The sequence below is a fragment of the Mycolicibacterium austroafricanum genome (assembly GCF_902705885.1).
Lineage (GTDB): Bacteria > Actinomycetota > Actinomycetes > Mycobacteriales > Mycobacteriaceae > Mycobacterium > Mycobacterium vanbaalenii_A.
Map to the genome: position 1 here is coordinate 38,281 of NZ_CACSIP010000033.1, position 26,947 is coordinate 65,227.

Below are 26,947 nucleotides of genomic sequence, written 5' to 3' on the forward strand. Positions count from 1 at the left end.
TCAGTCGGCAGTGGTCACGACGTCGACCAGCGCGGGCGCGCGCCTGCTCAGCACATGGTCGACAGCCGCGGCCAATGCCCCGTCCAGACCCGCCGCCTCGGCGACCGTCCAGGTCGCCGAAACGCCTTGTGCTCGTGCAAGTCCCGCGAAATCCACGGCTGGATCGTCGATCACCGTGCCGACCTCCGGCCGAGGATTGCTCCGACCGCGGGCCCGTGCCATTTTCTGTGCGTGCACAAAGGAGTTGCCCCACATGCGGTTGTTCTCCATCACGATGAGCAGCGGAACGCGGTGCCGGGCGGCGGTCCACAACGCCCCGGGCGTCATCAGGGCGTCGCCGTCGGATTGGATGTCAACGACCAACCGCCCGGAGCCACGGTGAGCCAGGGCCGCGCCGATGGAGGCGCCAAGACCGTAACCCAGACCCGCGCCACCACTGGAACCCAGATACGCACCGACGTGATCGATAGACCACAGCCGGTGCACCCAGTTGTGCAGACTGCCGTTGGCGAGCACGCGTTCGGCGTTCCCGGTCGCGACCCCTAGCCGATCGGCGAGAAGCGCCGGGGTGATCCCCTGCGCCCCAGCCGCGGTGGCCGCCCACACCGCGCGATACTGCTCGGAGTGGGTGGCCAGCCGGGCCACCCGCGCTGAGGTGTCGCTTGGGTCTATCAGCCCCTTGAGCTCGATGACCAGCGCGTCGAGGGTGGGCCGGACCTGCGCGGCGACCACCATCTCGGCGGCCTGCACCCGCTGCAGATCAGCGGCCCACGCCTTGACCGCCAGACCCGCTGTGGACACCTGGATCACCGGAACTCCGGCGCATCCCGGAATGACGTCGGTGTCGCGCACTTCCAGTGCCAGCACCACATCGGGCGGCGCGGACAGCGGCATCCCGGTGTGGTTGAGCGGATGCCGGGTCGGCATACACAGCTCGGTGCGGTTGTAGTCGCGCTGCACCTCCACCACGGGTGCGCCGATGAGTTCGGCCAGCTCGACGAGCCGCAGCAGGGCGCCCTGGTCGCGGTCGACGGATTCCACGGCGATCACCGGCGCCCGGGCGGCGGCCAGTCGGGCGGCGATGCGGCGAATCGCATCGGCGCTCGGGGCCAGCGGTTCGGTGACCGGAAACCGGTTCGCGGCGGGCGGCGCCCAATCGGTGGGCACCGGCTGCTCCTGGATCTCGGAGTCCAGTGCGATGTACACCGGGCCGCAGGGGGCGCTCAACGCCAGTTGACGCGCCCGCACCAGCGACTCCATCGCCGCGGGCAGCGACGCCGGTTGGTCGTCCCACTTGGTGTAGTCCCGGATCTGAGTCGCCTGCACGTTGGCGGTGTGGATCCAGTCGATCCAGGGCCGCCTCAGCTGAGCGTCGGCCGGGCCCGATCCGCCCAGCAACAGCACTGGCGCCCGGTCGCACCATGCGTTGTAGATCGCCATGGCCGCATGCTGCAAACCGACGATGTCGTGCAGGGCGGCGGCTGCCAGCTTTCCGGTGGCCTTGGCGTAGCCGTGCGCCACCGCGACCGAGATCTCCTCGTGCAGGCATTCGATGATCTCCGGCGCGTCCGTGCGGTGATGTACCAGAGAGTCGTGCAAACCGCGGAATGTCGCCCCCGGAGCGAACGGGATGATGTCGACACCCAGATCGACCAGCAGATCGACGATCGCGTCGGATCCGTACACCGTCATGACAGCACCACGTTGACGGCCTTGGTCTCGGTGTAGCTGACCAGTTCGTCCACCGACTCCTCGCGGCCGATTCCGGACAACTTGACCCCACCGAACGGCACCCCGGGAAAGTGCGTCGACGTGTCGTTGACCCAGATGTATCCGGCCTGTAGACGGCGCGAGACCCGATGTGCGCGTGCTAGTTCGCGGGTCCAGACGCTTGCGGTGAGGCCGTAGTCGACGTCATTGGCGATCCGCACCGCATGATCCTCGTCGGAGAATGGCACCAGGCTGACCACCGGGCCGAACACCTCCTCCCTGGCGATCTCCATATCCGTGGACACGCCGTCGAGCACGGTGGGCGCGACGAAGAATCCGGCGCCGGCGTCGGCGGGCACGCCGCCACCGGCGAGCACCCGCGCCCCCGCGTCGCGGGCCCGGTCGATGAACCCGATCGCCCGGTCGCGCTGCGCCGCCGACACCATCGGCCCCATCTGCACGCCGGGCGTCCACGGCAGACCTTGGTTGACCGCGGTCACGGCACTGACATAGCGCTCGGTGAACGATGCGAACAGGGACTCGGGCAACAAGATTCGCGACGTCGAACCGCAGGATTGTCCAGCGAAGGCGAAGTTCATTCCCTTCACCGCGGCTTGCAGCGCGGAATCGACGTCGGCGTCCGGAAAGACGATCATCGCGTTCTTGCCGCCGAGTTCCAGGGACACGTGCTTGACGCCGACCTCGGCCGCCGAGCGCTGGATCGCGCGGCCGACATGATGGCTGCCGGTGAACGCGATCCGTCGGATGCCGCGGTGCCGCACCAGCGCATCGCCGATGTCCGCATCGCCGTGCACGACGGAGAGCACGCCGTCGGGCAGCACGTCCTGGGCGAGCTCGGCCATCCGCAACGCCGACAACGGGGTCAGTTCCGAAGGTTTGAGCACCACCGCGTTGCCGGCCACCAACGGCGCGGCCACCTTCGACGCGGCGAACATGAACGGATGATTGAAGGGGATGATCCGCGCGACCACCCCGAAGGGCTCGAGGAAGGTCAGGTGCAGGTTGCCCGCGCTGGCCGGGATGGTCAGGCCGGACAACGTCAAACCCAGATCGGCGAACATCCGCATCCGTTCGATGCCGGTCGCCGCGTCCTTGCGCATCATCCACAGCGGCAGGCCGGCGTCGAGGGTGTCGAGCCAGGCCAGCTCGTCTTGGTGCTGCTCGAGGATGTCGGCGAACTCGCGCACCGCACCTCCACGGTCACGGGGAGTCAGGTTCCCCCAGGCCTGGGCTGCGGCCAGGCCGCGTTCCACCGCGAGATCCACATCGGCGCCGCTGGCTTGCTCGATGTCGCACAGCAGCTCACCGTTGGCGGGGTTGAGCACCGGCGCCGCAGCGCCGCTGCCCTTCCGCAGCTCCGCGCCGAGCCGCAGACGCCAGGTCGCGTCTGCGACCACCCGCGTCCACCGCTGGTACTCGGCGTCGACGCCGTTGAGTTCCACTGTCATCCTCGCTCCTCTGCGAATATCCGGGTCCAATGTGTGCGTCTTTGTCACTCGATGCTGCGCTCTGGCGTGGGTTCCGGCGGCGGCCTACTCTGCCCCCGGGCGATTGCCGGCACTGCCGCCGTCGACGCGACACCGAGCACGCCCACGAGGACCAGCGCACCGCCGAGCGGGGCCACCAAGGTGGTCCCGCCGACCACCGCCAATGCGGAGAACTTTCCGAGATTGCGGATCGATCCGGTCAATCCGAAGAACGCCGAACGGCCGACATCCGGCGCCGCCATGCTCGCCGAAACGTTGTTCGCGACACCGAGGATCCCGTCGCCGAGCCCGGTGATCACCACCAGCACCGCCAGGTAGCCGGCAGCGGGGGCCGCCGGCAACACCACGAAAGGCATTGCGGCCAAGAGCAAGCCGATCAAGGTGACCCGCGCCGTGCTGTGTCGGGCGAGGGCAGCTGCGGCCAGCCAGGCGGCAAGGATGCTGGCGACCGCGGTGACGCTGAGCACCACGCCGATCGACCACGGCGACATCCCGAAGGCGTCGGCCGCCAACAGCGGCACATACGTGAGCAAGGTGAATTTGATCAGGAAGCGGGCGTAGCCGGGCACCTGCACTGCGGCGCCGAACGGTGTCCGCAGAGCCGCCACTGCCGGGCGCAGACCATGTTCGCCGGCCGATGCGCCCGCAGTTCGCGGCGGGCGACCAGGTAGAGCGACGGCACAGACCACGGCGACCGGTATGGCGGCCAACTGCAGGGCCGCGGCGAGGCGCCAGCTCGCGACGCCCAGCAGCGCTCCGGCCGCGATCGGCAACACCACCTCGGCCAGCGCCATCGCCATCACTCGCACACTCTGTGCACGTGCCAGCAGGGCCGTGTCCAGACCTTTGCCGGTGAGGCCGACGGTCAACGCCAGCACCACACCGAAAGCCGCGCCCTGGACGGTGCGCACGATGACCAACACAGCGAAATCAGCCGTGACCGCCACCACCGCGCCGGACAACCCGAACACCACCAACGACGTCACCAGGACGCGCCGCTCCCCCAACCGGTCGGCCAGCGCCGCGATCGGTGCGGCTACACACGCCGCGGCGATCAAATAGCCAAGCGTCAGCAGCGATGTCTCGGCATCGTCGAGACCGAACTGATCGCGGATCTGCGGAAGAGCCGGCGCGATGCCCTGCACCCCGGTGAGCACGACCACCGAGGCCAGGGTGGCGGCGGTGTCAGCCCGGCGCACCGGGCCGGCCCTTCGGACTAATCGAGGTCAGTTACTGCGCCTCTGGCTGGTTGGCGAGTTCGACTGCCCGGTTCAGGGTTTCGCGATCGACAACATCGGCGGCGTTCATCGGCTCGGTGAGGACACCTGATTCGGTCGCCACCTCGATCATGAACGCCATGCTGTCCTCGCTGAGCCCACCATCGTCGGTCCAGAATGGGTACTGCTCGATCAGATCGAACAGCACTCGCAGTTCCTCCTCCGCGGGCGGTTCTTCGACATACTCGTTGACCGCGGTCTGGAACAGCGCGAAGTCGGACTTCAGCGTCTTCATCGCTCTCAGTGTGGTGGCGCAGTACTTGGCCGCGAGTTCCCGGTTCTGTTCCAGCCATTCGCCATCGGCGGCCTGGGCTTCCTTGATGAAAGTGTCGACGTTCTCGTAGAGCGTGGCGATGCGCACCGGCTCGTTGACATTGGCCTCCGCTGACTCGTACTGGTCCTCGTGGATCACCGTGGCATCGACGTCACCGGCGGCCCAGGCCGCGGTGCGCAGGCTCGAACTCTCGATGATCTGCTGGTTGGGGATGTCCTGGATGCTGCGGCTTTCGCCGGTGCCCGTCAGCAATGCGTTGAGGATGATTGCTCCCGCGCCGCCGGGGCTGTCGATGGCAACCCGGGTTGATGGATCGAAGAGCTGGCCCACCGTGTTGACGCCGTTGGCGCCCGTCAGCACGAAGTCGTCCATGCTGACGTAGGGGCAGAAGATCTTGAAGTCCTCCCCCTGTTCCCGAGCGGCCAGGATGGAGGAGATCGACGAGCCCATGACCTGGGCCCGACCACCGAGCACGGTCTGGGCCGCCGTCGCATGCGAATCGAATATCGTGACGTTGTCGGCGACGCTGACATCCAAATCGAAAGCGCCGCCGAAGTTGTCGACGCCGTAGACCAGCGGCACCAGCGAGGCCTGGGGTTGAGCGGACAGCGCGATTTGCAAGGACTCAGCTGTGGCAGCCTCGGGCGTCTCGCTGGAATCCGACCCGCACGCCGCGAGGGTGAGTGCGCCGACCGCACCGGCAGCGATGAACGTCGTGACACGGCGGCCACGACAACTTTGGTAAGACATCGTTCTCCTTCTTTCTCCTGGTTGGTTGGCCGAACATTCGTTGAATCCTCAGTTCACAGATGCAGATGACTGGTCGCGCGGCGTTCAATCACGCCCGCGATACGCATCAGCACCAGGCCGAGCAGCATCACGAAGACGATCGCCGCAAGCAGCCGTGGGATATCCAGAACCGACCCGGCGAACAGCACAACCTGTCCGAGGTTGGCCGCCGACAGCAGCAGTTCCGCGGTCACCGCGCCACGCATCGCCCGGCCGACGCCGATGCGCAGCCCGACCACCACCAGCGGCAGCGCCGCGGGAATGACGATGCTGGAGTAGATCTTCGACCGTTTAGCCCCATAGGCGCGGCTCATCTCGATCAACGTGACCGGGGTCGAGCGAACACCGGAGACCGTGCTGACCATGATCTCGAAGACGCACCACAGCGCGGTCAGCGCGACGCGGCCACTGAGTTCGAGCCCGGTGTAGATGCCGATGATGGGGATGAACAGCGAGACGGGGGTGGCGTACGCCGCATGCACCAGCGGTTCGAACACATTTCTGGCAAATCGGGAACTGCCGATCCACACACCCATCGGCACGGCGATCGACACGGCGATCCCGTAACCGAGCGCCATCGTCACGAGCGTGCCCATGGCTGCGACCAGGAAGTCCCCGCTGGAGATGCCCTCCCAGAAGGCTTCCAGGACCTCGGTGAACGCCGGGATGGCGAAGTTGCTTCCGGCGCTTCCGTACAGCTGCCATGCGCCGATGAGCGCGAGGATCAAGGTGACACGGGCCGCCCAGCCCCAGACCTTCCACGGCTGCGGCGCGCCCAGGCGCCGGACGTCGGTGGTGACCGCGCCTGGCGCGCTCTCTAGCTCGCTCATCGTGCCCCCGAAACTGCGGATTCGACGTCTTCAGCCCACGGTGTGAATCGCCTCTGGGCGACAAGCAGCAGACCGGTCAGCGCGGCGCCGACGATCACCACCGCGGCGGCGGTGGCGAAGAACTGGCCGAGCTCACGCGCGTAGCCGAGGTTGAGCAACCTGCGCCCGGTGCCCAGGGTGACCCACAGCTCGGCCACCACCATCCCCTGCACCGCTTGGCCGATGCCCAACCGCAGTCCGGTGATGATGTAGGGCAGCGTGCCGGGCAGTGTGATGGACAGCAGGCGTCGTGCCGGGCTGACGCCGAACGCCGTGCCCATCTCGTTGATTTCGCGGTCGATGGCCCGGACGCCGGCGGCCGGCGTGATGATCAGGTAGAACACCGCGAACAGGAACACCACCGCGACGCGGAACTCGAAGTCGGTGCCGAACACCAGGATGATGAACGGCAGCAGCGCCACCAGCGAGGTCACGAACAACGCGTTGACGAACGGGCCGACGACAAAATCGACGATCCTGAACTGCCCCATCAAGAGTCCGAGCGGGACCCCCACCAGCACAGCCAGCCCGAACCCGACAAGCATTTGCGCGAAACTGCCCAACACCATGACGTAGGTGCCGTCGACAAAGGAAGCGACCGCGCCGGAGACGATGTCGGGGACCGACGGCCAGAAGAACGGCCCAACCTGCATCGCGAAGATCTGCGAGGCGACGATGAGCCCACCCCACACCAGCGTGCGCTGGAACCAGGCGCGATGCCGCAACGGCAGTTTCGGGGCGGGTTGCGCCGCTTCGACGACCGGCAAGGGGCCGCCCGCGTGCTCACGTAACGTCACTGGTCATCCCCTGTTGCAGCGCATGCCACAGCCGCGTCTTGATCGCCCCGAATTCGGAAGTGCCCCGCAGGTCATAGTTGCGGGGCCGGGCGAAGGGGACATCGATGACGTCGACCACCCGGCCGGGCCTGTTGCCCATCACCACCACCCGGCCGGCCAGATATACAGCTTCTTCCATGTCGTGGGTGATCAGGATGGTGGTCTTGCGCTGCGACTGCCATAGTTGCTCGAGGTCCTGCTGCAGGACAACGCGCGTCTGCGCGTCCAGCGCCCCGAAGGGTTCGTCGAGCAACAACATGCTCGGGCTGACCGCATAGGCCCGCGCGATTCCCACCCGCTGCTGCATGCCCCCGGACAGTTGGGCCGGGTAGTGGTTCTCGAACCCTGTCAGACCGACCAAATCGAGCACTTCGGCCGCTTGCGCGGCGCGCTCTTTCCGTCCCACTCCGATGCACTCCAGCCCGAACTCGACGTTGCGCCGGACGGTGCGCCAAGGCAGCAAGCGCGGGTGCTGGAAGACCACTCCGCGATCAGGGCCGGGTCCGATGACCGGTTCTCCGCGAAGCAGGATCTCGCCGCCGGTGGGCGTGTCCAGGCCGTCGACGAGCCGCAGCAACGTCGACTTTCCCGAACCGCTGGCCCCGATCACGGCGACGAACTCACCCTCCTCGACCTCGAGGCTGATGTCGGCCAGAGCGTGGGTGGACACCTCGGAGCGTCCGCGGCGGACGGTGAATGTCTTCGACAGATTGCGGACGGAGAGCAATGGCGCCGCGGTAGAAGTGGCCATGCGGAGGATGCTATCGACTGACACGGCTTTGTGTCCAAGATTCTGGATACAGAATCAAGAATTTAACATGACTCCGGCCGGTTCCGCCCTCCGCCGGAGCGAAGGGCTTAGCCGACCTCGACTTCGAGCTTGGCCAGTACGCCGTCACGCACCTGCTCGAGGTGCCCGCAGATTCCCTCCACCGCACCCTCGACATCGCCGCGGGTCACCGCGTCCAGCAGCTCTTCATGGGAATGGCTGGTGCCCCCGACCAGTCGCCAGCCCAGCACGTATCGCCCGACCTTGAGCCGTAGCTGCTCGATGAGGCCCCACAACATGGGCTGATCCTCGGCGCCATACAGTTCGGCATAGAACTGTGAGCGCGCATCGAGGAAGCCCCCGCCCTCCTGTTGCGAGTCGACAACCTGTGCCAGCCGCCGCAGCCGTGCAATGCGTTCGCCGGTCATCGAAGCCATCGACAACCGCAGCGCGTGTGTCTCGAGCACCGCACGGATGCTGTAGATCTCGCGCACCTGGGCGCCGGTCAGGGCGCGGACCACGGCTCCCCGGCGATCCCGCAATTCGACCAGGCCGTCAGCCTCGAGCTGGATGAGCGCCGAGCGGACGGGCACCCGCGACACGCCGATGCTCTCGGCGAGCACCTCCTGCCGCAACTTCTGGCCCGGCTTCAGGGTCCCGTCGAGTATCGCTTCGCGCAGGATCTCGTAAACCCTCGAACCGAGGGATTGATAGCCTTGAGCACGCTGCCCCGCCAGACGCCGCAAATCGTCGCCGACAGCATTCGGCGGCTCGGCAGGTGCAGGGAAGTCGACGCCGACCCCGTTGTGGTTTGCCCCCATGAGACCGAGATCATACCCGGCGAACGGCACTACTGGATTTTGGATCCGTGTCAGTCCAACCCCAGATCCTTTCGGAACCGCCGCATCCCGTCGATCTTGTCGGCCACGGATGCATCGGGAGCGCTGTAGAACATCCACGGCATCGTGATGATGCCAGTGATCCCGCTGGCCTCCGCGGCCGCATAGTGCTCGGGGGTGAAGGCATCGGTCAACGGTGTGATCACCTCGAAACCGTCCATCGACAGCCCCTTTTCGGCACGCAGCTCGCGCAGCACCGAGATCCGCTCCAGCGCCTTCTCGGTGGTGATCAGGTCACCGATCCACCCGTCGTGGCGTGCCGCGCGGCGCAGCGCGATATCCGACAGCCCGCCGACGTAAACCGGGATCGGTGGCGGCGTCGGCTCCATTTCCATCCGCGGCGCCGTGTAAAAATCACCGCTGAACTCGGTCCACCCCGGCGACCACAGAGCCTTCATCAACTCCAGCACCTCGTCGGTGCGCTTGCCGCGACGCTCGAACTGCTGTCCCAGCAACTCGAACTCCTCGCGGCACCACCCCACACCGATGCCCAATTCCAACCGTCCGTCGGCCAGAACCGCGGCCGTACCGATCGATTTCGCCGCCGAGTACGGATCGCGCATCGCCGGCAGGTACACCGTCGTCACGAACCGCAGCCGGGTGGTGGCCAGCGCGATCGCGCCGATCATCACCCAGGGGTCGGGCCAGTCGGTGAACGCCTCCCAGCGCCTGGCGCCGTCCTTGGTGTAGGGGTAGGGCGTCTGCAGCGTCTCCAGGTTGATCACATGATCGGGAATCGCCATCCCGTGATAGCCGAGATCATCTGCGGCTTTGGCGATCTCGATGGCCTCGCGGGTGTCGAGGAACGCTGTGCTGACGTAGAACTTCATCCGGCGTCACGCGCCCAGGCAGGCATGATGAACACGCCCTCGGCTTCCACGGTGACTCCTTCGGCGTCCTTGAGGTATCCCCGCGCGTAGGTCTTGAACCCCTCCGAACGTTCGACGAACGCCTCGGCGCGCACCGGCCCCAGATGTGTGCCGCGCAGATATTTCACACTGATCGTGCCGGTGAACTTGGGCAGGCTCAGCCCTTCGCTGGCCACCTCTCCGAGGATGTGGTCGAGCAGCAGTGCGCAGATGCCGCCGTGCACCCAACCCGGCGGTCCCTCATAGGCGCGCCCCAACGTGAACTCACTCCAACAACTCCCGTCGGGCTCGTGCTGGATGATCATCGGTGGGGCGATGGCATTGCGAAGTCCGACAGCGGGATTCGCCCAGGCGACCGGCTTGCCGGTGTCGGCGTGCCGCAGCGTCGAGGTCACGCTTAGCTGTTCACGTTCGAGCAACTCGGTGGCGGCCTCGAGATGTCGCAGGGCTTCCTGCACCGTGGCATCCTCGACAGCGGTATGGATCCCGACGTCGATGAGCCTGCGCAACGCATCGGTCAGCGGGTCATAGCTCGCTCGCTGCCGGTCGTAGTCCTCGGAACTGATCACGTCGAACGCGAACTCCACGCCTACCCTCCACATCCATCAGTCGGCTCAGCCTCTACATCCATAGGTCGGCTCAGCCTCTACATCCATAGGTCGGCTCAGCCTCTACATCCATAGGTCGGCTCAGCCTCCGAAAATTCTGAGTACCACCGCTTTTGCCCTCCGCGTGATCCTCAGATAGTTGTCGAGGAACTCACCGCCGTCGCCATCACGCCAACCGGCAGCCACCGCGACCGCGTTGAGTAGCCGGCCCGGTCCGGGCAGTTGATCGGTGGGTTTTCCGCGCACCAGCACCAGCGCGTTACGCGCCCGCGTCGCCGTCAACCAGGCGTCGCGCAGCAGTTCGATGTCACCTTCGGCGATCAGCTCGGCGGCACCGATGGCGTCGAGAGTGTCCAACGTCGACGTGGTGTGCAGCGCAGGCATCTTGTGCGCGTAGCGAAGTTGCAGCAACTGCACGGTCCACTCGATGTCGGTGAGGCCGCCGCGGCCCAGCTTGGTGTGGGTGTTCGGATCGGCGCCGCGGGGCAGCCTCTCGGCATCGACCCGTGCCTTGATGCGCCGGATCTCCTGTACGGTCTCCGCCGACACGCCACCTTCCGGATAGCGCGTCTTGTCCGCCATCAGCAGGAACCGCTCACCGAGTTCGAGATCACCCGCCACCCGGTGTGCCCGCAGCAGCGCCTGGACCTCCCATGGCTGCGCCCACTGTTCGTAGTAGGCCGCATACGACGCCAGGGTGCGTACCAGCGGACCGGAGCGGCCCTCCGGACGCAGGTTGGCGTCGACGTCCAGCGGGGGGTCGGCGCCCGGAGTGCCCAGTCGAGACCGGACCTGCTCGGCCACCGTCTGCGACCATTTCACCGCCGCCGACTCCTCGACGCCCGCGTGGGGTTCGCAGACGAACAGCACGTCGGCGTCCGAGCCGTACCCGAGCTCCCCGCCGCCGAGGCGGCCCATCCCGATGACGGCAATCCGCGCGGGCGGACCGGCTTGCGGGGTGTTGGCGCGGATCACCGCGTCCAGGGCCGCCTGCAGCACCGCCACCCACATCGAGGTCAGCTGCTTGCACACCGCGGTCACGTCGAGCATCCCGAGCAGGTCGGCCGACGCGATCCTCGCCAGCTCCCTGCGGCGCAGCGACCGGGCCGCGGCAATGGCGCGCAGTGGGTCGCCGTGCCGGGCAGCCGAGGCCACCAGCGACCGGGCCACCCCCTCGGTGTCGACATCACACAGTTTGGGCCCGTTGGGGCCGTCGGCGTAGAGCTGGATCACCTCGGGGGCGTGCATCAGCAGGTCCGGCACATACGCCGAGGTGCCCAGGACGTGCATCAGCCGTTTGGCCACCGCACCCTCGTCACGCAGCGCCGCCAGGAACCACCGCTGGTCGGCCAGCTCGTCGCTGAGCCTGCGGTAGGCCAGTAGCCCGGCGTCCGGGTCGGGGGTGTCGGACAGCCAATCCAGCAGGGTCGGCAGCAGTACCTGCTGCACGCGGCCGCGGCGGGCGGTGCCGCCGGTCAGCGCGGCCAGGTGGGTCAGTGCGCTCTGCGGCCCTTCGTACCCGAGGGCGGCGAGCTGACGCTCGGCCGACGCGGTGCTCATTCCGTCCGAAAGCCCCAGCGTCGCTTGGCCGACCGACTCCAGAAGGGGTTGGTAGAACAGCTTGGCGTGCAGCCGCGACACCCGGCGGCTCTGCCGTTTGAGTTCCTCCCGCAGCACGCCGAGCGCGTCGTGGCGGCCGTCGGGACGCATGTGCGCCGCCCGCGCGAGCCAGCGCATCGCCTCCTCGTCGTCGGCCTCGGGCAGCATGTGGGTGCGTTTGAGGCGTTGCAGCTGCAGCCGGTGTTCGAGCAACCGGAGGAATTCGTAGGACGCCGTCAGGTTGGCCGCGTCATCGCGGCCGATGTAGCCACCGGTTCCCAGCGCCGCCAGCGCGTTGACGGTCGATGCGACGTGCAACTCGTCATCGTTGCGGCCGTGCACCAACTGCAGGAGCTGCACAGCGAACTCCACGTCGCGCAGCCCGCCGCTGCCGAGTTTGAGCTCCCGGGTCCGGACGCCAGCCGGCACCAGTTCCTCCACGCGCCTGCGCATCGCCTGCACTTCGGGAACGAAGTCGTCACGCTCGCAGGCGGTCCACACCATCGGCATCAGCGCCTCGATGTAGCGCGCGCCCAGTTCCTCGTCCCCGGCGGCGGGCCGCGCCTTCATCAGCGCCTGGAACTCCCAGGTTTTCGCCCAGCGCTCGTAGTAGGCGATGTGCGAGTCCAGGGTGCGCACCAGCTGACCTTGCTTGCCCTCCGGCCGCAGCGCGGCGTCCACCTCGAAGAACGCGTCGGCGGCCAGCCTCATCATCTCGCCGGCGATCCTGGTCGCGGTGCCCAGGCCGGCGTGCGAGCCGTCGTCGGCAACGAAGATGACGTCGACGTCGCTGACGTAGTTGAGTTCGCGCGCACCGCACTTGCCCATCGCGATGACGCTCAGCGCGGGCACCGGCCCGTCGCCGCACACCGACCGCGACACCACGTTCAGCGCCGCACCCAGAGCGGCGTCGGCGAGGTCGGACAGGTGTTCCCCGACGATCGTGAACGGCAGCACCGGTTCGTTCTCCACCGTGGAGGCGAGGTCAAGAGCGGCCAGCACCATCACCCGGTTGCGGTACAGGGTGCGCAGCGGCGGGACGGCCAGCGCTGCGCCCGTTGCCTTTTCGGCCTCCTCGGTGAAAATCTCCGCCAGCTCCCGCGGCGACGGCAGGGAGATGTTGCCGGCCAGCAGGTGCCAGGAGTCCGGGTTGGCGATCAGGTGGTCCCCCAGCGCCAGCGACGACCCGAGCACCGCGAACAACCGACCGCGCAGACTGCGGTCCTTGAGAAGCGCACTGTCCAGTTCGTGCCAGTCGTCACCCAGCGCCTCGGACAGCCGGACCACGGCGCGCAGCGCGGTATCGGCGTCGGGCGCGCGCGACAGCGACCACAGCAATTCCACATGGGCGTCGGTGTTCCACCCGAGGCCGTTCAGATCGGCTTGCGCCTGCGGTTCGACCAGCCCCAGCCGACCGACGCCAGGCAGCTTCGGACGCTGCGTCGCGGGTTTGGCCACACGTGAAATCTAACGGAGGCATCTGGTGCGGACGGCGGGGGCTGCCTGCAGCCCAGTCCGAAACCGCTACAACGACAGGTAGGTCTTCAGCTCGAACGGCGTGACGTGACTGCGGTAGTTCTCCCACTCCGTGTGTTTGTTGCGGAGGAAGAAGTCGAAGACGTGTTCCCCGAGGGCCTCGGCGACCAGTTCCGAGCCCTCCATTTCGCCCAGCGCGACACCGAGGCTGCCGGGCAGCTCCTTGTAGCCCATGGCGCGGCGTTCCTCCGGCGTCAGGCTCCACACGTCGTCCTCGGCCTGCGGACCGAGGACATAGCCCTTCTCGATGCCGCGCAGGCCCGCCGCGAGCAGCACCGCGAACGTCAGGTACGGGTTGCACGCCGAGTCAGGGCTGCGCACCTCGACCCGCCGCGACGACGACTTGTGCGGGGTGTACATCGGCACCCGCACCAGCGCCGAACGGTTGGCCGCACCCCAGGACGCCGCCGTCGGGGCCTCACCGCCGTGCACCAGCCTTTTGTACGAGTTCACCCACTGATTGGTGACGGCGCTGATCTCGGTGGCGTGCTCCAGAATGCCCGCGATGAAGGACTTTCCGACATCGGAGAGCTGCTGCGGATCGTCGGCACTGTGGAAGGCGTTGTTGTCGCCCTCGAACAGGCTCATATGGGTGTGCATCGCCGAGCCGGGATGTTCGGAGAACGGCTTGGGCATGAACGACGCACGCACACCCTCACCCAGGGCGACCTCCTTGACGACATAGCGGAACGTCATCACGTTGTCGGCCATCGACAGGGCGTCGGCGTAGCGCAGGTCGATCTCCTGCTGACCGGGTGCGCCCTCGTGGTGACTGAACTCCACCGAGATACCCATCTGCTCGAGCGCGTCGATGGCGTGGCGGCGGAAGTTCGGAGCCGAGTCGTGCACGGCCTGGTCGAAGTAGCCACCGTTGTCAGCAGGGACGGGCTCACTCCCGTCGTAGGGCCCCGGTTTGAGCAGGAAGAACTCGATCTCGGGATGGACGTAGCAGGAGAAGCCCAGATCGCTGGCCTTCGACAGCTGGCGGCGCAGCACGTGGCGTGAGTCGGCCCACGACGGCGAGCCGTCGGGCATCGTGATGTCGCAGAACATCCTCGCCGAGTGGTGATCGCCGCCGCTGGTGGTCCATGGCAGCACCTGGAACGTCGACGGGTCCGGACGAGCGACCATGTCGGCTTCCGACACGCGCGCGAATCCCTCGATGGAGGATCCGTCGAAGCCGATGCCCTCCTCGAACGCGCCCTCCAGCTCGGCGGGGGCGATGGCCACCGACTTGAGGTAACCGAGGACGTCGGTGAACCACAGCCGGACGAAGCGGATATCGCGTTCTTCCAGCGTGCGAAGCACGAATTCCTTCTGCCGATCCATGCCCGAAGCCTAGGTTCCGGCTGTTAATTCTGTGTTACGGCGCTGCTAGCAGCGCAATCCGGCCGGGGGCTGAACCCGGTCCACGAGGAATTCGACGACGGCGGTGTCCACGCAGGCGTCGCCGTTGAACACCACCGTGTGCTGGCCGCCGTCAAAGGTGATCAGCGACGCGTCCATCTGCGCGGCCAGGTCGACGCCGGCCTGATAGGGCGTCGCCGGGTCACCGGTCGTGGACACGACGACGACCTTGCCCGGGCCCGGTGAGGTCGCGGGCTGCGCCGTCGAGGTGGCCGGCACCGGCCACAACGCGCAGACGTCGCGCGGGGCGAAACCGGTGAACGCGCCGTAGGACAGGAACGGCGCCGCCTCCCGCGCCCGCCGGTCGGCGTCGGCCCACGCCGCGGGGTCGGTCGGGTACACCGCGTCGAGGCACCGGATGGCGGTGAACGCGTCCCGGCGGTTCTTGTAGTGCCCGTCGCGGTCGCGCTGCTGGTAGTCGTCGGCGAGCAGCAGCAAGTCGATCGGGTCGGTGCCGCGCTGCAACCCGAGCAGGCCGCTGGTCAGGTAGGTCCAGTAGCGGGGCGAGTAGAGCGCACTGACGGTCCCGGTGATGGCGTCTTGATAACCCAGGCCGCGCGGGTCCGACGCCGCGGCCGGTTGGGTGACCAGCGGATCGATCAGTTCGTGGTAGCGGCTGACGAATTGTGCGGGGTCGGTGCCCAGCGGGCATCCGGCCGACTTCGCGCAATCGGTGGCGTACCTGTCAAACGCCCGCTGGAAGCTCCCCAGCTGATTGATGCTCTCGGTGATCGGATCCAGGCTGGGGTCCACCGCACCGTCGAGGACCATGGCCCGTACCCGGTCGGGGTAACGCTCGGCGTAGGCCGCGCCGAGTTGGGTGCCGTAAGAGAAGCCGAGATAGTTGATCTGTTCTTCACCCAGTGCCGCCCGCACCACATCCATGTCGCGTGCCGCCGACGCCGTCCCGATGTTCGCCAGGAACTCGGCGCCCATCCGTTGCAAGCACTGCGCGGCGAACTCGCGGCGCAGTTCTTCGATGTGGGCCACCCCCGCGGGGCTCTGGTCGGCCATCGGCTCTGCCCGGTAGGCGTCGAATTCGGCGTCGGTGCGGCACCGCAGTTCCGGCGTCGAGTGCCCCACGCCGCGTGGGTCGATGCCGACAAGGTCGAATTGGTCCAGGATCTCGGTTCCCGCCAGCGCGGCGCCCATGCCGGCGACGACGTCGACTGCCGACGCACCCGGCCCGCCCGGGTTGACGACGAGCATTCCGATGCGCGGACCGCTGGCGGGCACCCTGATGACCGCCAGTTGCGCCGCCGCGCCTTGCGGTTTCGTGTAATCGACCGGCACCGCGACGGTGCCGCACTGCGCGGTCGGCAGCCGCGAGACGTCGTCGAGGAAGTTCGCGCACGAACTCCACACGGGCGCAGCGGAGTACGTCGGGCCCTGTGGGTCCTGCGGGGTCTCGGGCGACGCGGCCGCCGCCGGGCACGACACCACCACCGCGGCGGTCAGCACCGCAAGCACTCGTCCCAGCCGCCGCATGGCAGTCATGGTTGCACGCGGGCGGGCCACCGGGCGCCCCGGGAACCCAAAGGTGATCAGGCCGTTATCAGGCGTCGAGCTCGTAGGTCAGCCAGGTCGACTTCTCCGCGCCGATGCCGTCGTAGAGACGTTGCGCCGCCTCGTTGTCCGGGGCGGTCTCCCAGACCAGCTTCTCGGCGCCCCGGTCATGGCACAGCGCAAGGCTGTGCGCGATCAGCGCTCGCCCTGTGCCACTGTTACGCCCCTCGGGCGTGACGTACAGATCGTTGAGGACACCGACACGCGCGGCGTGCAGGGTCTGCCATGTCCAGTAGATCGTCGCGAAACCCACTGGGGTGCGGTTCGAATCGCGGGCGATGAGTTGGACACCCTCGTCGTCGTTGACGATCAGCGCCCGCGACAGCGTCTCGAGCTTCTCATCAGAGGGATCGACCCGGTAGAAATCGCAGTAACTGCGCAGCATCGGAAGCAACTCGGCCAGGTCGGCCTCCCCGACCGTCGAGATGGTCAGCACCGCGTGCCTTCGGGCGGGACGGTGACATCGATCAGGTAACGGGCCGCGATGTCGTCGACGCAGGCGTCACCGCTGAACACGACGGTGTGCTGGGTTCCTTCGTAGGTGACCAGCGTGCCGCCGAGCTGCTCGGCGAGATCGACGCCGGCCTGGTACGGGGTGGCCGGGTCGTTGGTGGTCGACACCACCAGGGTCGGCGGGAGTCCGGCGACGTCGAGTTCGTGCGGCGTGCTGGTGGGCGGGACCGGCCAGAAGCCGCACGTCGGCATCGGCGCGTACCCGGTGAACTCGCCGTAGCTCATGAACGGCGCGGCCTCACGGATGCGACGATCCTGCTCGACGAGAGTCTCGCGGTCGGTGATCGCCGGCTTGTCGACACAGTTCACGGCGACCCGCGCGTCGGTCGCGTTGGTGTACTCACCTTCCGAGTTGCGGCCCATGTACAGGTCGGACAGCATGAGCATGGTGTCTCCCCTGCCCTCCTCGAGCTCACTGAGCGCCTCGGTCAGGTGGCGCCACAGGTTGGGCGAATACAGCGGCAGGATGGTTCCGACGATCGCGTCGTTGTAGCTCAGTCCCCGCGGGTCGTTGGTCTCGGCGGGGTCGTCCACCAGCGGATTCACCAGAGATTGGTACACGTCGACCGCCTTGGCCGGGTCGGTGCCCAGCGGGCATTCATCGTCCTTGGCGCAGTCGGCGGCATAGTCGTCGAACGCCTGCTGGAAGGCAGCCGCCTGCCGCACGTCGGCCTCGACCGGATCCGCGTTGGGGTCGATGGCTCCGTCGAGGATCATCGCCCGTACCCGCTCGGGATAGGCCTCGGCATAACCTGCGCCGATCCGGGTGCCGTACGAGTACCCCAGGTAGGTCAGCTTCTCGTCGCCGAGAGCCTCGCGCATCGCGTCGAGATCCCGGACCACACTGGCGGTTCCGACGTTGGCGAGGAACTCCTTGCCCATCTTGTCGACGCAGCGCTGGACGAACTCCTTGGTCTCCTTCTCGATGTGGGCCACCCCTTCGGGGGTGTACTCCACGACGTTGTCGGCGCGTAGCCGGTCGTTGTCGGCGTCGCTGTTGCACCACAGCGCCGGGGAGGAGTTCGCCACGCCGCGAGGGTCGAAGCCGACGAGGTCGAATCGTTGCCGCACCTCCTCGGGCAGCGTCGTCGCCATGGACGCCGCCGCCTGGACACCCGACTCACCGGGCCCGCCCGGGTTGATGATCAGCGAGCCGATCTTGTCGCCGGTGGCCTTGAACCGGATCATCGCAATCTGGGCGACCCCACCCGCAGGGCTGTCGGCGTTGTCCCAGTTGACCGGAACCGACAGCATTCCGCATTCGGCACCGACCAGCGCCCGGGGCAGCTCAGAACCACCGGCCTCGCAGGGGGCCCACTCGATGGGGGCGCCGGGCCCCGGCACCGCGATCAGTGCGTTTCCCTCGACCACCTTGCTGCACCCGGCGACCAGAGACAGCGCGCAGGTGAGCAGTAGGGCGGACCGCACCGCGCCCGTCTTGAGCTTCATGGGACCACATGCTGCCATGGAGCGGCATCGTCGCTGGCGAGGCAGCTATCATTCGGCTCGCGCGGTCACCTCACGGCGCTGAGGAGTTCGTCGAGTGCGGCCTGGAAATCATCGGCCATGTCCCACAGGTCGGGCAGTAGTTCCGGGCACGACACGATCCCCACATCGAGCTTGCCGTTCAGCGACATCACGGTGATGTTCAGGCCGGAACCATGGAAGACCGGCCCGAGCGGATACATCGCCTTGACCTCACACCCGAGCATGTACAGCGGCATCTGCGGGCCGGGGACGTTGGACAGCACCAGGTTGTGCACCGGCCTCGCACCGCTGAGCCTGCTGCTGGCGTAGACCCGCATCGCGACACCGAACACCGCGGGTGCGGCGAACTGGGTCCAGTCCTGCAGCAGGGTGGCGCCGATCGCCGAACTGTGTTGTTTGGAAACCGAATTCGCATCCGCGATCGCCTTGATTCGCTCAGCGGGGTCCTCGATGCTCGTCTCCAGCCGGGAAAACATCCCCGACACCTGGTTGCGCCCGGGCCGGTCGGATTTGTCGTGCACCGACACCGGGACCATGGCGACCAGAGAGTTCTCCGGCAGCTCGCCGCGGCCGAGCAGGAACTTGCGGAGCACCCCGGCGACCAACGCCATCACCACATCGTTGACCTTGACCCCGAAGTGGCTCTTCACCTTCTTGATGTCGTCGAGATCCAGTTGGGCGAATGCGATGTTGCGATGTGCAGTGACGTTGGCGTTGAACGCGGTCTTCGGCGCCGCGAAGGGTGAGGCCATCGAGCTGCCGTTGCGTGCCCGCTTGGCCGTATCGATCACCGTCGAGACCGTCATCGGCACCACGCTGGCCAGTTTCAACGGCCGGGTCGCGAACTTCAGCGCGCCGCTGATCGCGATCTCCAGATCGCTCGCGTCCCCCGGGCCGTCGACCGGATCGGGCGGCGGCGCGTCAGGCTCGGTCGAACACAACTTCGACATCAGGTTGGCCCCGGTCACGCCGTCGACGCTGGCATGGTGCACCTTCGTCATCACGGCGATGCGCCCCGCGCTGTCGGCTGTGCCGTTGCCGGTGCCACCGACGTTCTCGATCACCCACATCTCCCACAGCGGTCGCGTCCGGTCCAACGGCAACGACGCGATGTGGCCACAGATCTCGGCGAGCTCGATGCGTCCGCCCGGGGATGGCAAACCGATGCGGTGCACATGGCGGGCAACGTCGAAGTCCCTGTCCTCCACCCACACCGGATGGTCCAGATTGAACCGGTTGTCGGCGAGCTTCTCCCGGAACTCCGGCATCGCCTTGATCCGCAGCGTCAGACCGTCGCGGAGCCGGTCGAACGTGTAACCGCCGGGCATCGTCGAGGTGTCCAGCTCCAGGATCGAGCACACGTGCAGCGGTTGTGCCGCGGTTTCGAGGTACAGGAAGCTGGCGTCGAGCCCGCTGAGCCTTTGCATGTCGCCGATGTTAGGCGTGGTGGATGCGGGTGTGAGCAAATCCACTCAACGTGGCCGTTCAACTTCTGGCGCCGCGGTGGCAGACTTGTCGTGTCAGCGAAACCCGGGGACCATTTCCGGCCTCGAGGATTCGAAGAGACCCACCCGTCGAGGGGACAATGATGTCCGAACAGACCGTTTATGGTGCTGTCGCCGATTCTCACTCCGCTTCCGAAGCCGCGCCGAAGCCGCGCATCAAGGTGCGGACCCACCATCTGCACAAATGGAAGGCCGAGGGCCACAAGTGGGCCATGTTGACGGCCTACGACTACTCCACCGCCGCCGTGTTCGACGCCGCGCAGATCCCGGTGCTGCTGGTCGGCGATTCCGCCGCCAACGTGGTGTACGGCTACGACACCACCGTGCCGGTGACGGTCGACGAGCTGATCCCGCTGGTGCGCGGGGTGGTACGGGGTGCGCCGCATGCGCTGGTGGTGGCCGACCTGCCGTTCGGCAGCTACGAAGGCGGCCCGTCGCAGGCCCTGGCCACCGCAACCAGATTCCTCAAGGAGACCGGCGCCCACGCCGTGAAGCTGGAGGGCGGTGAGCGGGTGGCCGATCAGATCGCCGCCATCACCGCCGCGGGCATCCCCGTCATGGCGCATATCGGGTTCACCCCGCAGAGCGTGAACGGCCTGGGCGGGTTCCGCGTCCAGGGCCGCGGCGACGCCGCGGAGCAGACGATCCACGACGCGATCGCGGTGCAGGAAGCGGGCGCGTTCGCGGTCGTGATGGAAATGGTGCCCGCCGAGTTGGCCACCCAGATCACCGGCAAGTTGACGATCCCGACTGTCGGCATCGGCGCCGGACCCAACTGTGACGCGCAGGTCCTCGTGTGGCAGGACATGGCGGGCCTGACCTCGGGCCGGACCGCAAAGTTCGTGAAGCGCTTCGGCGGCGTCGGTGACGAACTGCGCCGGGCCGCCACCGAGTACGCCCATGAGGTCGCCACCGGTGCCTTCCCCGCCGAGGAGCACTCCTTCTAGGTCAGCCGAACTCCGGCTTGCGCTTGGTCAGGAATGCGTCGATGCCTTCCCGGCCGTCTGGCCCGTCGGCGTTGGCGGCGATCAACCGCCCCTCGAGTTCCATCTGGGTCTCGATGCCGTTGTCGAACGTGGCGAGCAGCAGCTTCTTGACCGCCGCGTGCGACTGCGTGGCACCCGCCGCGAGATCGGTGGCCAGCTTGTCGGTGAAGGAACCCAGTTCGGCGTCGTCGACGACGTAGTTCACCAGGCCCCACTGCAGGGCCTCGTCCGCAGTGAGCCGCCGGTTCGTCAGCATCAGGTCCTGCGTTCGGCGTACCCCGATCAGCCTGGGCAGGTAGTAGGAGGCGCTGCCGTCCGGGCTCAGGCCGGCACGCGTATAGGCCATCGTGAACGTCGCGGAGGTGGCCGCCACCACCAGGTCACCGGCGGCGGCCAGCGAGAACCCCGCGCCAGCGGCGGTCCCGTTGACCACGGTGACCAGCACCGCATCCATGCGCGCGAACGTCGACAGGGCCCGGTGCAGGTCATCGGCGATGCCCTTGACGAACCGTCCCGGCCCGAGCGGCGACGCCGCCATCGCCTTCAGGTCTCCGCCGGCGCAGAAGAACTTCCCGGCGCCGGTGAGGACCACGACTTTGGTGCCGGCACTGTCGCAGCGCGCCGCGACGTCGGCGAGTTCACGAGTCATGGTGTCGTCCATGCCGTTGGCGGCTTCGGGCCGGTTCAGCGTGATCCGGGCGACGGCACCGGACTGCTCGAAGGTGATGGTCTGGTAATCGGTCACAGTCAGAAGACAGTATCGGCCTGGGTCGGCCTGAACCCGCACCGCATCTGCGGGACTGCGACCACCGAGGCTCAGAGGCCGCCGTCGAGATACTTCTCGCGGCACGCCCTGCGTGCCAGCTTGCCGCTCGTGGTGCGGGGAATCGTCCCTGCTGCAACGAGTTTGACTTCGGCCACGGGCACGGCATGGCGGCGGGACACCGCCGCGCGGATGCTCTCCTGGACCGGGCCCGCCTCGGCGCGCCCGGCGCCCACCGCACGTTCGGCGACGATCACCACCTCTTCGCGCCCGTCACCCGGCACCGAGAACGCTGCTACGAACCCGGCCCGCACCGCCTTCGACGCCTCGGCGACGGTGGCCTCCACATCCTGCGGATAGTGGTTGCGCCCGTCGACGATGATGAGGTCCTTGATCCTGCCGGTGATGTACAGCTCGCCGTCGAGGTAGACGCCGAGGTCGCCGGTGCGCATCCACAACGCGCTCTCGGCGGCGCCCTCGGCGTGGCTGCCGTGCAGCAGCCGGGACTGCACCTTGTTCTGGAAGGTCAGCTCGGTGTCGCGCGGCCGCCCCCAGTACCCGCGTCCGACGTTGTCGCCGTGCAGCCAGATCTCCCCCACCCGGCCGTCGGGCACCTCGGCATCGGTGGCCGGGTCGACGATCACGGCCCATTGACTGCGTGCGACCTTGCCGCACGACACTTGCGCGAGGGCGTTCGGATGGTCGGCCGCGACCCGGACCGCACGGCCGGCGCCCAGCTCGTCGCGGTCGAGGTGGATGGCGTCCGGGCGGGCGTCGTGCGAGGTGGTGGAGATGAACAGGGTCGCTTCGGCCATCCCGTATGACGGCTTGATGGCGGCCGGGTTCAGGCCGTAGGGCGCGAAGGCCGCGGTGAACTTGTCGACCGAGGTGATGCTCACCGGTTCTGACCCGTTGATCAGACCGGCGATGTTGCTGAGGTCGAGCGCCTCGCCGGCAGGCGGCAACCCGCGCTGGGCCGCCAGCTCGAACGCGAAGTTCGGCGCGGCGGCGAATGTCCTGCGGTCCGAGGCTCCCAGTTCGCGGATCCAGCGGTAGGGGCGACGCACGAACGCCACCGGCGACATCAACGTGATGTGGCCGCCGGCCAGCGCCGGGAACATGATCATCAGCAGGCCCATGTCGTGGAACAGCGGCAACCAGCTGACGCTGCGGATGTTGTGGTCCAGGCCGACGGACAGGATCATCTGCACCACGTTGGTGCATGCCGCCCGGTGGGTGATCTCGACTCCGGCTGGGGTGCGGGTGGATCCGGAGGTGTACTGCAGGTAGGCGACGGCGTCGGTCTGCAACGCCGCGGGGACGAATGCGGCGCCGACAGCGTCGGGCACCGCGTCGACGGCGATCACGCGTGGTCGGCGGTCGCGCGGCAGCGTGCGCAGGAAATCCCGGACTCCGGCGGCGGCCTCGGTCGTCGTCAGGACCACCGACGGTCGGGCATCGCCCAGTACCGCGTCGAGGCGCTCGGCTTGTCCCGGGAGTTCGGGGGCGAACAGCGGCACGGCGATGGCCCCGGCCTGGATCGCGGCGAAGAACGCCACCACGTAGTCGACGCCCTGAGGGGTCAGGATGGCAACCCGGTCTCCGGCATGGGTGACCTGCTGCAGTCGGGCACCGACCGCCCGCAGGCGGGTTCCCAGCTGTGTCCAGGTCAGCTCGAGCGTGCGGTCACGATCGAAGTCGAGATACCGGTAGGCGGGGGTGTCACCGAGCTGGGCGACATTGCGGTCCAGAAACGAGGTCAACGTGACACCGTCGGGAATGGCGATATTGCCTTCGCGGTCGAGGTAATCCTCGATCTTCATCTGGGCGGTGCCATCCGCAACCAGGGCTGCTTCCCGGTTCATAAGACGATTCTAAGAGCATGACGCGCAGAATCGTGGCACCCCCCGCCCCGCGCGCCCTTTCGACCCGCGTCCGGTTCACCTGGATGTGGCACCCTTGGCTTCCCAGTTACCCACCGCAAAGCCGAAGCAAAAGGGGACCATGGCCGCCAAATCGCCCGAAAACTCCAGGTACACGGAGACCGAGCGCAAATTCGAGGTCGTCGAATCCACCGTGACGCCCTCGTTCGACGGCCTGTCCGCGATCGCCCGCGTCGAGCGGTCACCGTCACAGCAGCTCGACGCTGTCTACTTCGACACACCGGCTCGCGACCTGGCCCGGCACCGGATCACCTTGCGTCGCCGCACCGGGGGTTCGGACGCGGGCTGGCATCTGAAGCTACCTGCAGGCCCTGACACCCGCACCGAGGTGCGCGCGCCCCTGGATGACGCGTCCGCGGATGCCGCCGAGGCCGCGGTGCCGGAGAGCCTGCGCGACGTGGTGCTCGCGATCGTGCGGGACCGGCCGCTCGCGCCGGTGGCACGTATCAGCACCTCCAGGAGCATCGAGATGCTCTACGGCCCCGATGGTCGCGCCCTGGCCGAGTTCTGCGACGACCAGGTCACCGCGAGCGCAGAAGGTGGCGACGAACAACGTTGGCGCGAATGGGAACTGGAGCTTGTCGAGGCGATCGACCCCGAGTTGTTCGACCGGTTGACCAACCGTTTGCTCGATGCCGGCGCGCAGCCGGCCGGGCACGGCTCCAAGCTGGCCCGGGTACTCGACTCGAGTGAGTCCGCCGACGATGCCGACGACGGGACCCACACCCCCGAGGCCTCCGCAGACCCGCTGCACCGGGCGGTGGCCGAGCAGATCGGGCAACTGCTGGAGTGGGACCGGGCCCTGCGGGCCGACAGCTACGACTCGGTCCACCAGATGCGGGTGACGACCCGAAAGATCCGCAGTCTGCTGCAGTCGTCGGAGGGGTCGTTCGCGATCACCGACCACGAATGGATCCTCGACGAACTGCGCGAACTCGCAGGCGTCCTCGGTGTGGCGCGCGACGCGGAGGTGCTCGCAGAGCGATTCGAGAACGCGCTGGACGATTTACCGGAGGACAACATCCGGGGCCCGGTGCGGGAGCGCCTCGTCGAGGGCGCCAAGAAGCGCTACAGGAGCGGGTGGAAACGATCGCTGACGGCGGTCCGGTCGCCACGCTACTTCCGCCTCTTGGACGCCCTCGAGGAGCTGGTCGCCGCCGAGCCTCCCCCGACGCCAGCCGGTGAGGAACCTGCCCATGCCAACCTGGACTCGGCGTACAAGCGGGTTCGCAAGGCCGCCAAAGCCGCCCGCGCCGCCGTTGACGACACCGAGGCTGACAACGACGAAGCGCTACACCGGATCCGCAAGCGCGCGAAACAACTCCGCTACACCGCGGCGGCCACCGGGGCGACAAAGGTGGCCGAGCGCGCGAAGGCGATCCAGAGCTTGCTGGGTGACCATCAGGACAGCGTGGTCAGTCGTGCGCACCTGAGCCATCAGGCCGAGCTGGCGCACGCCGCCGGGGAGGACACCTTCACCTATGGCCTGCTCTATCAGCTGGAGAACGATCTGGCGCTGCGTTGTGAGGAGCAGATCGACGACGCCCTCGACAAGCTGGACAAGGCCGTCCGCAAGTCCTGACAGCCCGGCGGTCGCCGTGAAGGACGGCGTGCCTAGTCACCTGGTGCGGGTTCCTCGCCGGATGTTCACGGGGTTCCCGGCCTGCGGTCTGTTGCGGACGGTCACAGCGCCCGCGCGCTGACTGTGCAGGTCAGCGCGCGGGGCGGATGAGCTGGCCTGTAAGCCGGATTCTGTTCCTCACCGCCGCGTGAACGTCGGCGAGGCGGCGACCATCCATCTGGACACACCGTCACCGGGTGCCTCGAGCGGCCTACCCGCAGACTCGGGCGAGCAGCCCTCGAACGTCTGCGCTGCCGCGCCTCGCGGCGCGGCATTCTTGGCCTTGCTTCGGGTGGGGTTTACCTAGCCGCTCCGGTCACCCGAAACGCTGGTGCGCTCTTACCGCACCGTTTCACCCTTACCACCCCAACGCCCGGAGGCGCTGTGGTGGCGGTCTGTTTTCTGTGGCACTTTCCCGCGAGTCACCTCGGATTGCTGTTAGCAATCACCCTGCTCTGTGAAGTCCGGACTTTCCTCGACACCCAGGTAGACCCGGGTACCGCGGCCGCCCAGCCAGCTCATCCGCCCTAACAACGTAATGGGTCGGAGGCCGATTCCGGTAACAAGGGCTCTGCACGGTGTCGATGGCCATACTTGAGCCATGACGCAGGCTCCCCCGGCCCGCTATCTGATGCGCGCCAAGGATCTGGTTGATGCCCGGTATGCCGAGCCGATCACCGTCGACGACCTTGCTGCGGCGGCAGGGTTGTCGAGAGCCCACTTCAGCCGGATGTTCACCAAGACCTTCGGCGAGTCGCCGCGTGCGTACCTGCAGACCCGTCGCCTGGAGCGCGCGGCGTCGCTGCTGCGCCACACCGATCGCCCCGTGGCCGATATCTGCGTGATGGTCGGGTTGCGCAGTGTCGGCTCGTTCACCACCAGCTTCGCCCGGGTTTACGGCCTTCCCCCGGCCGCTTACCGCGCGTCGTTACCGCCCGCGGCCGTTCACGCCCGAATTCCGAGCTGCATCGTGCGGCGTGATACCCGGCCCCGGGCAGACAGTCGGGTGGTCAAGACGGCACACGGGGAGAAGACGGGTTCGCCAGCGAAACCGTAGCGTCACAGCCATGATCAAAATCGCAAGCGCCCACCTATGGGTTCACGACCAGGAAATTGCGTGCAAGTTCTGGACCGAGAAGGTGGGTATGGAAGTGCGCCAGGATGTTTCGCTCCCCGACGTCGACGGCATATTTCGCTGGCTGACTGTCGGCCCGCCCGGTCAGGACGATGTCTCGATCGTCCTGATGGCGGTGCCGGGTGCACCGGTGATGGACGCCCCGACGCGGACGCAGGTACTCGACCTCACCGCGAAAGGCTTTGCCGGCACCGTCTTTCTGACCACAGATGACTGCCGCGCCAGCTATGAAGCGCTCAGCGCACGCGGTGTCGAGTTCACCGAGGAGCCCCACGAGATGCCCTATGGCACCGACTGCGGCTTCCGCGACCCGTCCGGCAACAGCGTTCGACTCACCCAGCTGGCCGAGACCCCCGCCGCTTCGGGTTAGGCGGCGTCGAAGGTGACGAGGTCGATGCTGAGTTGGCCTTCGATGAGGCTGAGTCGTCGGCGTACTGGTGGTCCGGGTAGGGGTGGGGCGGTGGAGTGGTAGACCGC

Annotated in this window: 22 protein-coding genes and 1 other RNA gene; 4 read left to right on the forward strand and 19 right to left on the reverse strand. The window is 67.5% G+C overall.

Features of this window, described 5'->3' with window-relative positions:
- From BEMPMBAN_RS20655 to BEMPMBAN_RS20730, 16 genes are all read right to left on the reverse strand, one after another.
- Nucleotides 1–1,692, reverse strand: coding sequence for a thiamine pyrophosphate-dependent enzyme (locus tag BEMPMBAN_RS20655; protein ID WP_159233123.1), 1,692 nt, complete (start codon nucleotides 1,690–1,692; stop codon nucleotides 1–3).
- Nucleotides 1,689–3,179 (reverse strand): aldehyde dehydrogenase family protein, encoded by a 1,491-nt coding sequence (locus tag BEMPMBAN_RS20660; RefSeq protein WP_159233124.1) that lies wholly within the window; start codon nucleotides 3,177–3,179, stop codon nucleotides 1,689–1,691. The genes BEMPMBAN_RS20655 and BEMPMBAN_RS20660 overlap by 4 nt, the downstream gene beginning before the upstream one ends.
- Nucleotides 3,180–3,223: 44 nt before the next feature.
- Nucleotides 3,224–4,417, reverse strand: a complete 1,194-nt coding sequence (locus BEMPMBAN_RS20665; protein ID WP_159233125.1) for an MFS transporter — start codon at nucleotides 4,415–4,417, stop codon at nucleotides 3,224–3,226.
- 31 nt (nucleotides 4,418–4,448) lie between these two features.
- Nucleotides 4,449–5,519: an ABC transporter substrate-binding protein gene (locus BEMPMBAN_RS32785; protein WP_234897609.1), complete on the reverse strand. Its 1,071-nt coding sequence runs from the start codon at nucleotides 5,517–5,519 to the stop codon at nucleotides 4,449–4,451.
- Between the two features lie 53 nt (nucleotides 5,520–5,572).
- Nucleotides 5,573–6,388: an ABC transporter permease gene (locus BEMPMBAN_RS20675; protein ID WP_159233126.1), complete on the reverse strand. Its 816-nt coding sequence runs from the start codon at nucleotides 6,386–6,388 to the stop codon at nucleotides 5,573–5,575.
- Nucleotides 6,385–7,224, reverse strand: a complete 840-nt coding sequence (locus BEMPMBAN_RS20680; protein WP_159233127.1) for an ABC transporter permease — start codon at nucleotides 7,222–7,224, stop codon at nucleotides 6,385–6,387. The genes BEMPMBAN_RS20675 and BEMPMBAN_RS20680 overlap by 4 nt, the downstream gene beginning before the upstream one ends.
- The gene (locus tag BEMPMBAN_RS20685; RefSeq protein WP_159233128.1) at nucleotides 7,211–8,014 is read right to left on the reverse strand and encodes an ABC transporter ATP-binding protein; all 804 of its coding nucleotides are present in this window, start codon (nucleotides 8,012–8,014) and stop codon (nucleotides 7,211–7,213) included. The genes BEMPMBAN_RS20680 and BEMPMBAN_RS20685 overlap by 14 nt, the downstream gene beginning before the upstream one ends.
- Before the next feature lie 107 nt (nucleotides 8,015–8,121).
- Entirely contained in the window at nucleotides 8,122–8,853 is a 732-nt protein-coding gene (locus BEMPMBAN_RS20690) for a GntR family transcriptional regulator (RefSeq protein WP_159233129.1), read from the reverse strand.
- 50 nt (nucleotides 8,854–8,903) lie between these two features.
- A complete protein-coding gene (locus BEMPMBAN_RS20695) occupies nucleotides 8,904–9,761 on the reverse strand; it encodes a TIGR03619 family F420-dependent LLM class oxidoreductase (protein ID WP_159233130.1) in 858 nt (285 codons plus the stop codon).
- The gene (locus BEMPMBAN_RS20700; protein ID WP_425294998.1) at nucleotides 9,758–10,402 is read right to left on the reverse strand and encodes a PaaI family thioesterase; all 645 of its coding nucleotides are present in this window, start codon (nucleotides 10,400–10,402) and stop codon (nucleotides 9,758–9,760) included. The genes BEMPMBAN_RS20695 and BEMPMBAN_RS20700 overlap by 4 nt, the downstream gene beginning before the upstream one ends.
- 87 nt (nucleotides 10,403–10,489) lie before the next feature.
- The gene (locus tag BEMPMBAN_RS20705; RefSeq protein WP_159233132.1) at nucleotides 10,490–13,465 is read right to left on the reverse strand and encodes a bifunctional [glutamine synthetase] adenylyltransferase/[glutamine synthetase]-adenylyl-L-tyrosine phosphorylase; all 2,976 of its coding nucleotides are present in this window, start codon (nucleotides 13,463–13,465) and stop codon (nucleotides 10,490–10,492) included.
- Nucleotides 13,466–13,531: 66 nt separating this feature from the next.
- A complete protein-coding gene (gene glnA / locus BEMPMBAN_RS20710; protein WP_159233133.1) occupies nucleotides 13,532–14,872 on the reverse strand; it encodes a type I glutamate--ammonia ligase in 1,341 nt (446 codons plus the stop codon).
- A gap of 45 nt (nucleotides 14,873–14,917) precedes the next feature.
- Nucleotides 14,918–16,447 (reverse strand): alpha/beta hydrolase, encoded by a 1,530-nt coding sequence (locus tag BEMPMBAN_RS20715; protein WP_159233134.1) that lies wholly within the window; start codon nucleotides 16,445–16,447, stop codon nucleotides 14,918–14,920.
- Nucleotides 16,448–16,505: 58 nt separating this feature from the next.
- Nucleotides 16,506–16,952 carry a GNAT family N-acetyltransferase gene (locus tag BEMPMBAN_RS20720; RefSeq protein ID WP_234897610.1) on the reverse strand — a complete coding sequence of 149 codons (447 nt, stop codon included), beginning with the start codon at nucleotides 16,950–16,952 and terminating at the stop codon, nucleotides 16,506–16,508.
- Nucleotides 16,946–18,478, reverse strand: a complete 1,533-nt coding sequence (locus BEMPMBAN_RS20725) for an alpha/beta hydrolase (RefSeq protein WP_200846064.1) — start codon at nucleotides 18,476–18,478, stop codon at nucleotides 16,946–16,948. The genes BEMPMBAN_RS20720 and BEMPMBAN_RS20725 overlap by 7 nt, the downstream gene beginning before the upstream one ends.
- A gap of 65 nt (nucleotides 18,479–18,543) precedes the next feature.
- A complete protein-coding gene (locus BEMPMBAN_RS20730; RefSeq protein WP_159233136.1) occupies nucleotides 18,544–19,944 on the reverse strand; it encodes a WS/DGAT/MGAT family O-acyltransferase in 1,401 nt (466 codons plus the stop codon).
- 161 nt (nucleotides 19,945–20,105) lie between these two features.
- On the opposite strand from BEMPMBAN_RS20730, the gene panB reads away from it, so the two are divergent.
- A complete protein-coding gene (gene panB, locus BEMPMBAN_RS20735) occupies nucleotides 20,106–20,969 on the forward strand; it encodes a 3-methyl-2-oxobutanoate hydroxymethyltransferase (protein WP_159233137.1) in 864 nt (287 codons plus the stop codon).
- 1 nt (nucleotide 20,970) lies between these two features.
- Here panB and BEMPMBAN_RS20740 read toward each other — a convergent pair whose 3' ends face one another.
- Entirely contained in the window at nucleotides 20,971–21,753 is a 783-nt protein-coding gene (locus tag BEMPMBAN_RS20740) for an enoyl-CoA hydratase/isomerase family protein (protein ID WP_159233138.1), read from the reverse strand.
- Between the two features lie 71 nt (nucleotides 21,754–21,824).
- Nucleotides 21,825–23,594: a fatty acyl-AMP ligase gene (locus BEMPMBAN_RS20745; RefSeq protein ID WP_159233147.1), complete on the reverse strand. Its 1,770-nt coding sequence runs from the start codon at nucleotides 23,592–23,594 to the stop codon at nucleotides 21,825–21,827.
- Nucleotides 23,595–23,775: 181 nt separating this feature from the next.
- Between BEMPMBAN_RS20745 and BEMPMBAN_RS20750 the strand changes: the two genes are divergently transcribed.
- Nucleotides 23,776–25,296, forward strand: a complete 1,521-nt coding sequence (locus BEMPMBAN_RS20750) for a CYTH and CHAD domain-containing protein (protein WP_159233139.1) — start codon at nucleotides 23,776–23,778, stop codon at nucleotides 25,294–25,296.
- A 143-nt stretch (nucleotides 25,297–25,439) separates the two neighbouring features.
- On the opposite strand, the gene rnpB is transcribed toward BEMPMBAN_RS20750, so the two are convergent.
- Nucleotides 25,440–25,856: RNase P RNA component class A (gene rnpB, locus BEMPMBAN_RS20755), an RNA gene on the reverse strand.
- A gap of 80 nt (nucleotides 25,857–25,936) precedes the next feature.
- On the opposite strand from rnpB, the gene BEMPMBAN_RS20760 reads away from it, so the two are divergent.
- Entirely contained in the window at nucleotides 25,937–26,392 is a 456-nt protein-coding gene (locus tag BEMPMBAN_RS20760; protein ID WP_159233140.1) for a helix-turn-helix transcriptional regulator, read from the forward strand.
- Nucleotides 26,393–26,402: 10 nt separating this feature from the next.
- The gene (locus BEMPMBAN_RS20765; protein ID WP_159233141.1) at nucleotides 26,403–26,840 is read left to right on the forward strand and encodes a VOC family protein; all 438 of its coding nucleotides are present in this window, start codon (nucleotides 26,403–26,405) and stop codon (nucleotides 26,838–26,840) included.
- The last annotated feature ends 107 nt before the right edge of the window (nucleotides 26,841–26,947 follow it).

Bases quoted from the DNA above. Each gene is read 5' to 3' on its own strand.
- BEMPMBAN_RS20655 (WP_159233123.1), bottom strand. From the start codon at position 1,692: ATGACGGTGTACGGATCCGACGCGATCGTCGATCTGCTGGTCGATCTG.
- BEMPMBAN_RS20660 (WP_159233124.1), bottom strand. From the start codon at position 3,179: ATGACAGTGGAACTCAACGGCGTCGACGCCGAGTACCAGCGGTGGACG.
- BEMPMBAN_RS32785 (WP_234897609.1), bottom strand. From the start codon at position 5,519: ATGTCTTACCAAAGTTGTCGTGGCCGCCGTGTCACGACGTTCATCGCT.
- BEMPMBAN_RS20675 (WP_159233126.1), bottom strand. From the start codon at position 6,388: ATGAGCGAGCTAGAGAGCGCGCCAGGCGCGGTCACCACCGACGTCCGG.
- BEMPMBAN_RS20685 (WP_159233128.1), bottom strand. From the start codon at position 8,014: ATGGCCACTTCTACCGCGGCGCCATTGCTCTCCGTCCGCAATCTGTCG.
- BEMPMBAN_RS20690 (WP_159233129.1), bottom strand. From the start codon at position 8,853: ATGGGGGCAAACCACAACGGGGTCGGCGTCGACTTCCCTGCACCTGCC.
- BEMPMBAN_RS20695 (WP_159233130.1), bottom strand. From the start codon at position 9,761: ATGAAGTTCTACGTCAGCACAGCGTTCCTCGACACCCGCGAGGCCATC.
- BEMPMBAN_RS20700 (WP_425294998.1), bottom strand. From the start codon at position 10,402: ATGTGGAGGGTAGGCGTGGAGTTCGCGTTCGACGTGATCAGTTCCGAG.
- glnA (WP_159233133.1), bottom strand. From the start codon at position 14,872: ATGGATCGGCAGAAGGAATTCGTGCTTCGCACGCTGGAAGAACGCGAT.
- BEMPMBAN_RS20715 (WP_159233134.1), bottom strand. From the start codon at position 16,447: ATGACTGCCATGCGGCGGCTGGGACGAGTGCTTGCGGTGCTGACCGCC.
- BEMPMBAN_RS20725 (WP_200846064.1), bottom strand. From the start codon at position 18,478: ATGAAGCTCAAGACGGGCGCGGTGCGGTCCGCCCTACTGCTCACCTGC.
- BEMPMBAN_RS20730 (WP_159233136.1), bottom strand. From the start codon at position 19,944: ATGCAAAGGCTCAGCGGGCTCGACGCCAGCTTCCTGTACCTCGAAACC.
- panB (WP_159233137.1), top strand. From the start codon at position 20,106: ATGTCCGAACAGACCGTTTATGGTGCTGTCGCCGATTCTCACTCCGCT.
- BEMPMBAN_RS20745 (WP_159233147.1), bottom strand. From the start codon at position 23,594: ATGAAGATCGAGGATTACCTCGACCGCGAAGGCAATATCGCCATTCCC.
- BEMPMBAN_RS20750 (WP_159233139.1), top strand. From the start codon at position 23,776: ATGGCCGCCAAATCGCCCGAAAACTCCAGGTACACGGAGACCGAGCGC.
- BEMPMBAN_RS20760 (WP_159233140.1), top strand. From the start codon at position 25,937: ATGACGCAGGCTCCCCCGGCCCGCTATCTGATGCGCGCCAAGGATCTG.
- BEMPMBAN_RS20765 (WP_159233141.1), top strand. From the start codon at position 26,403: ATGATCAAAATCGCAAGCGCCCACCTATGGGTTCACGACCAGGAAATT.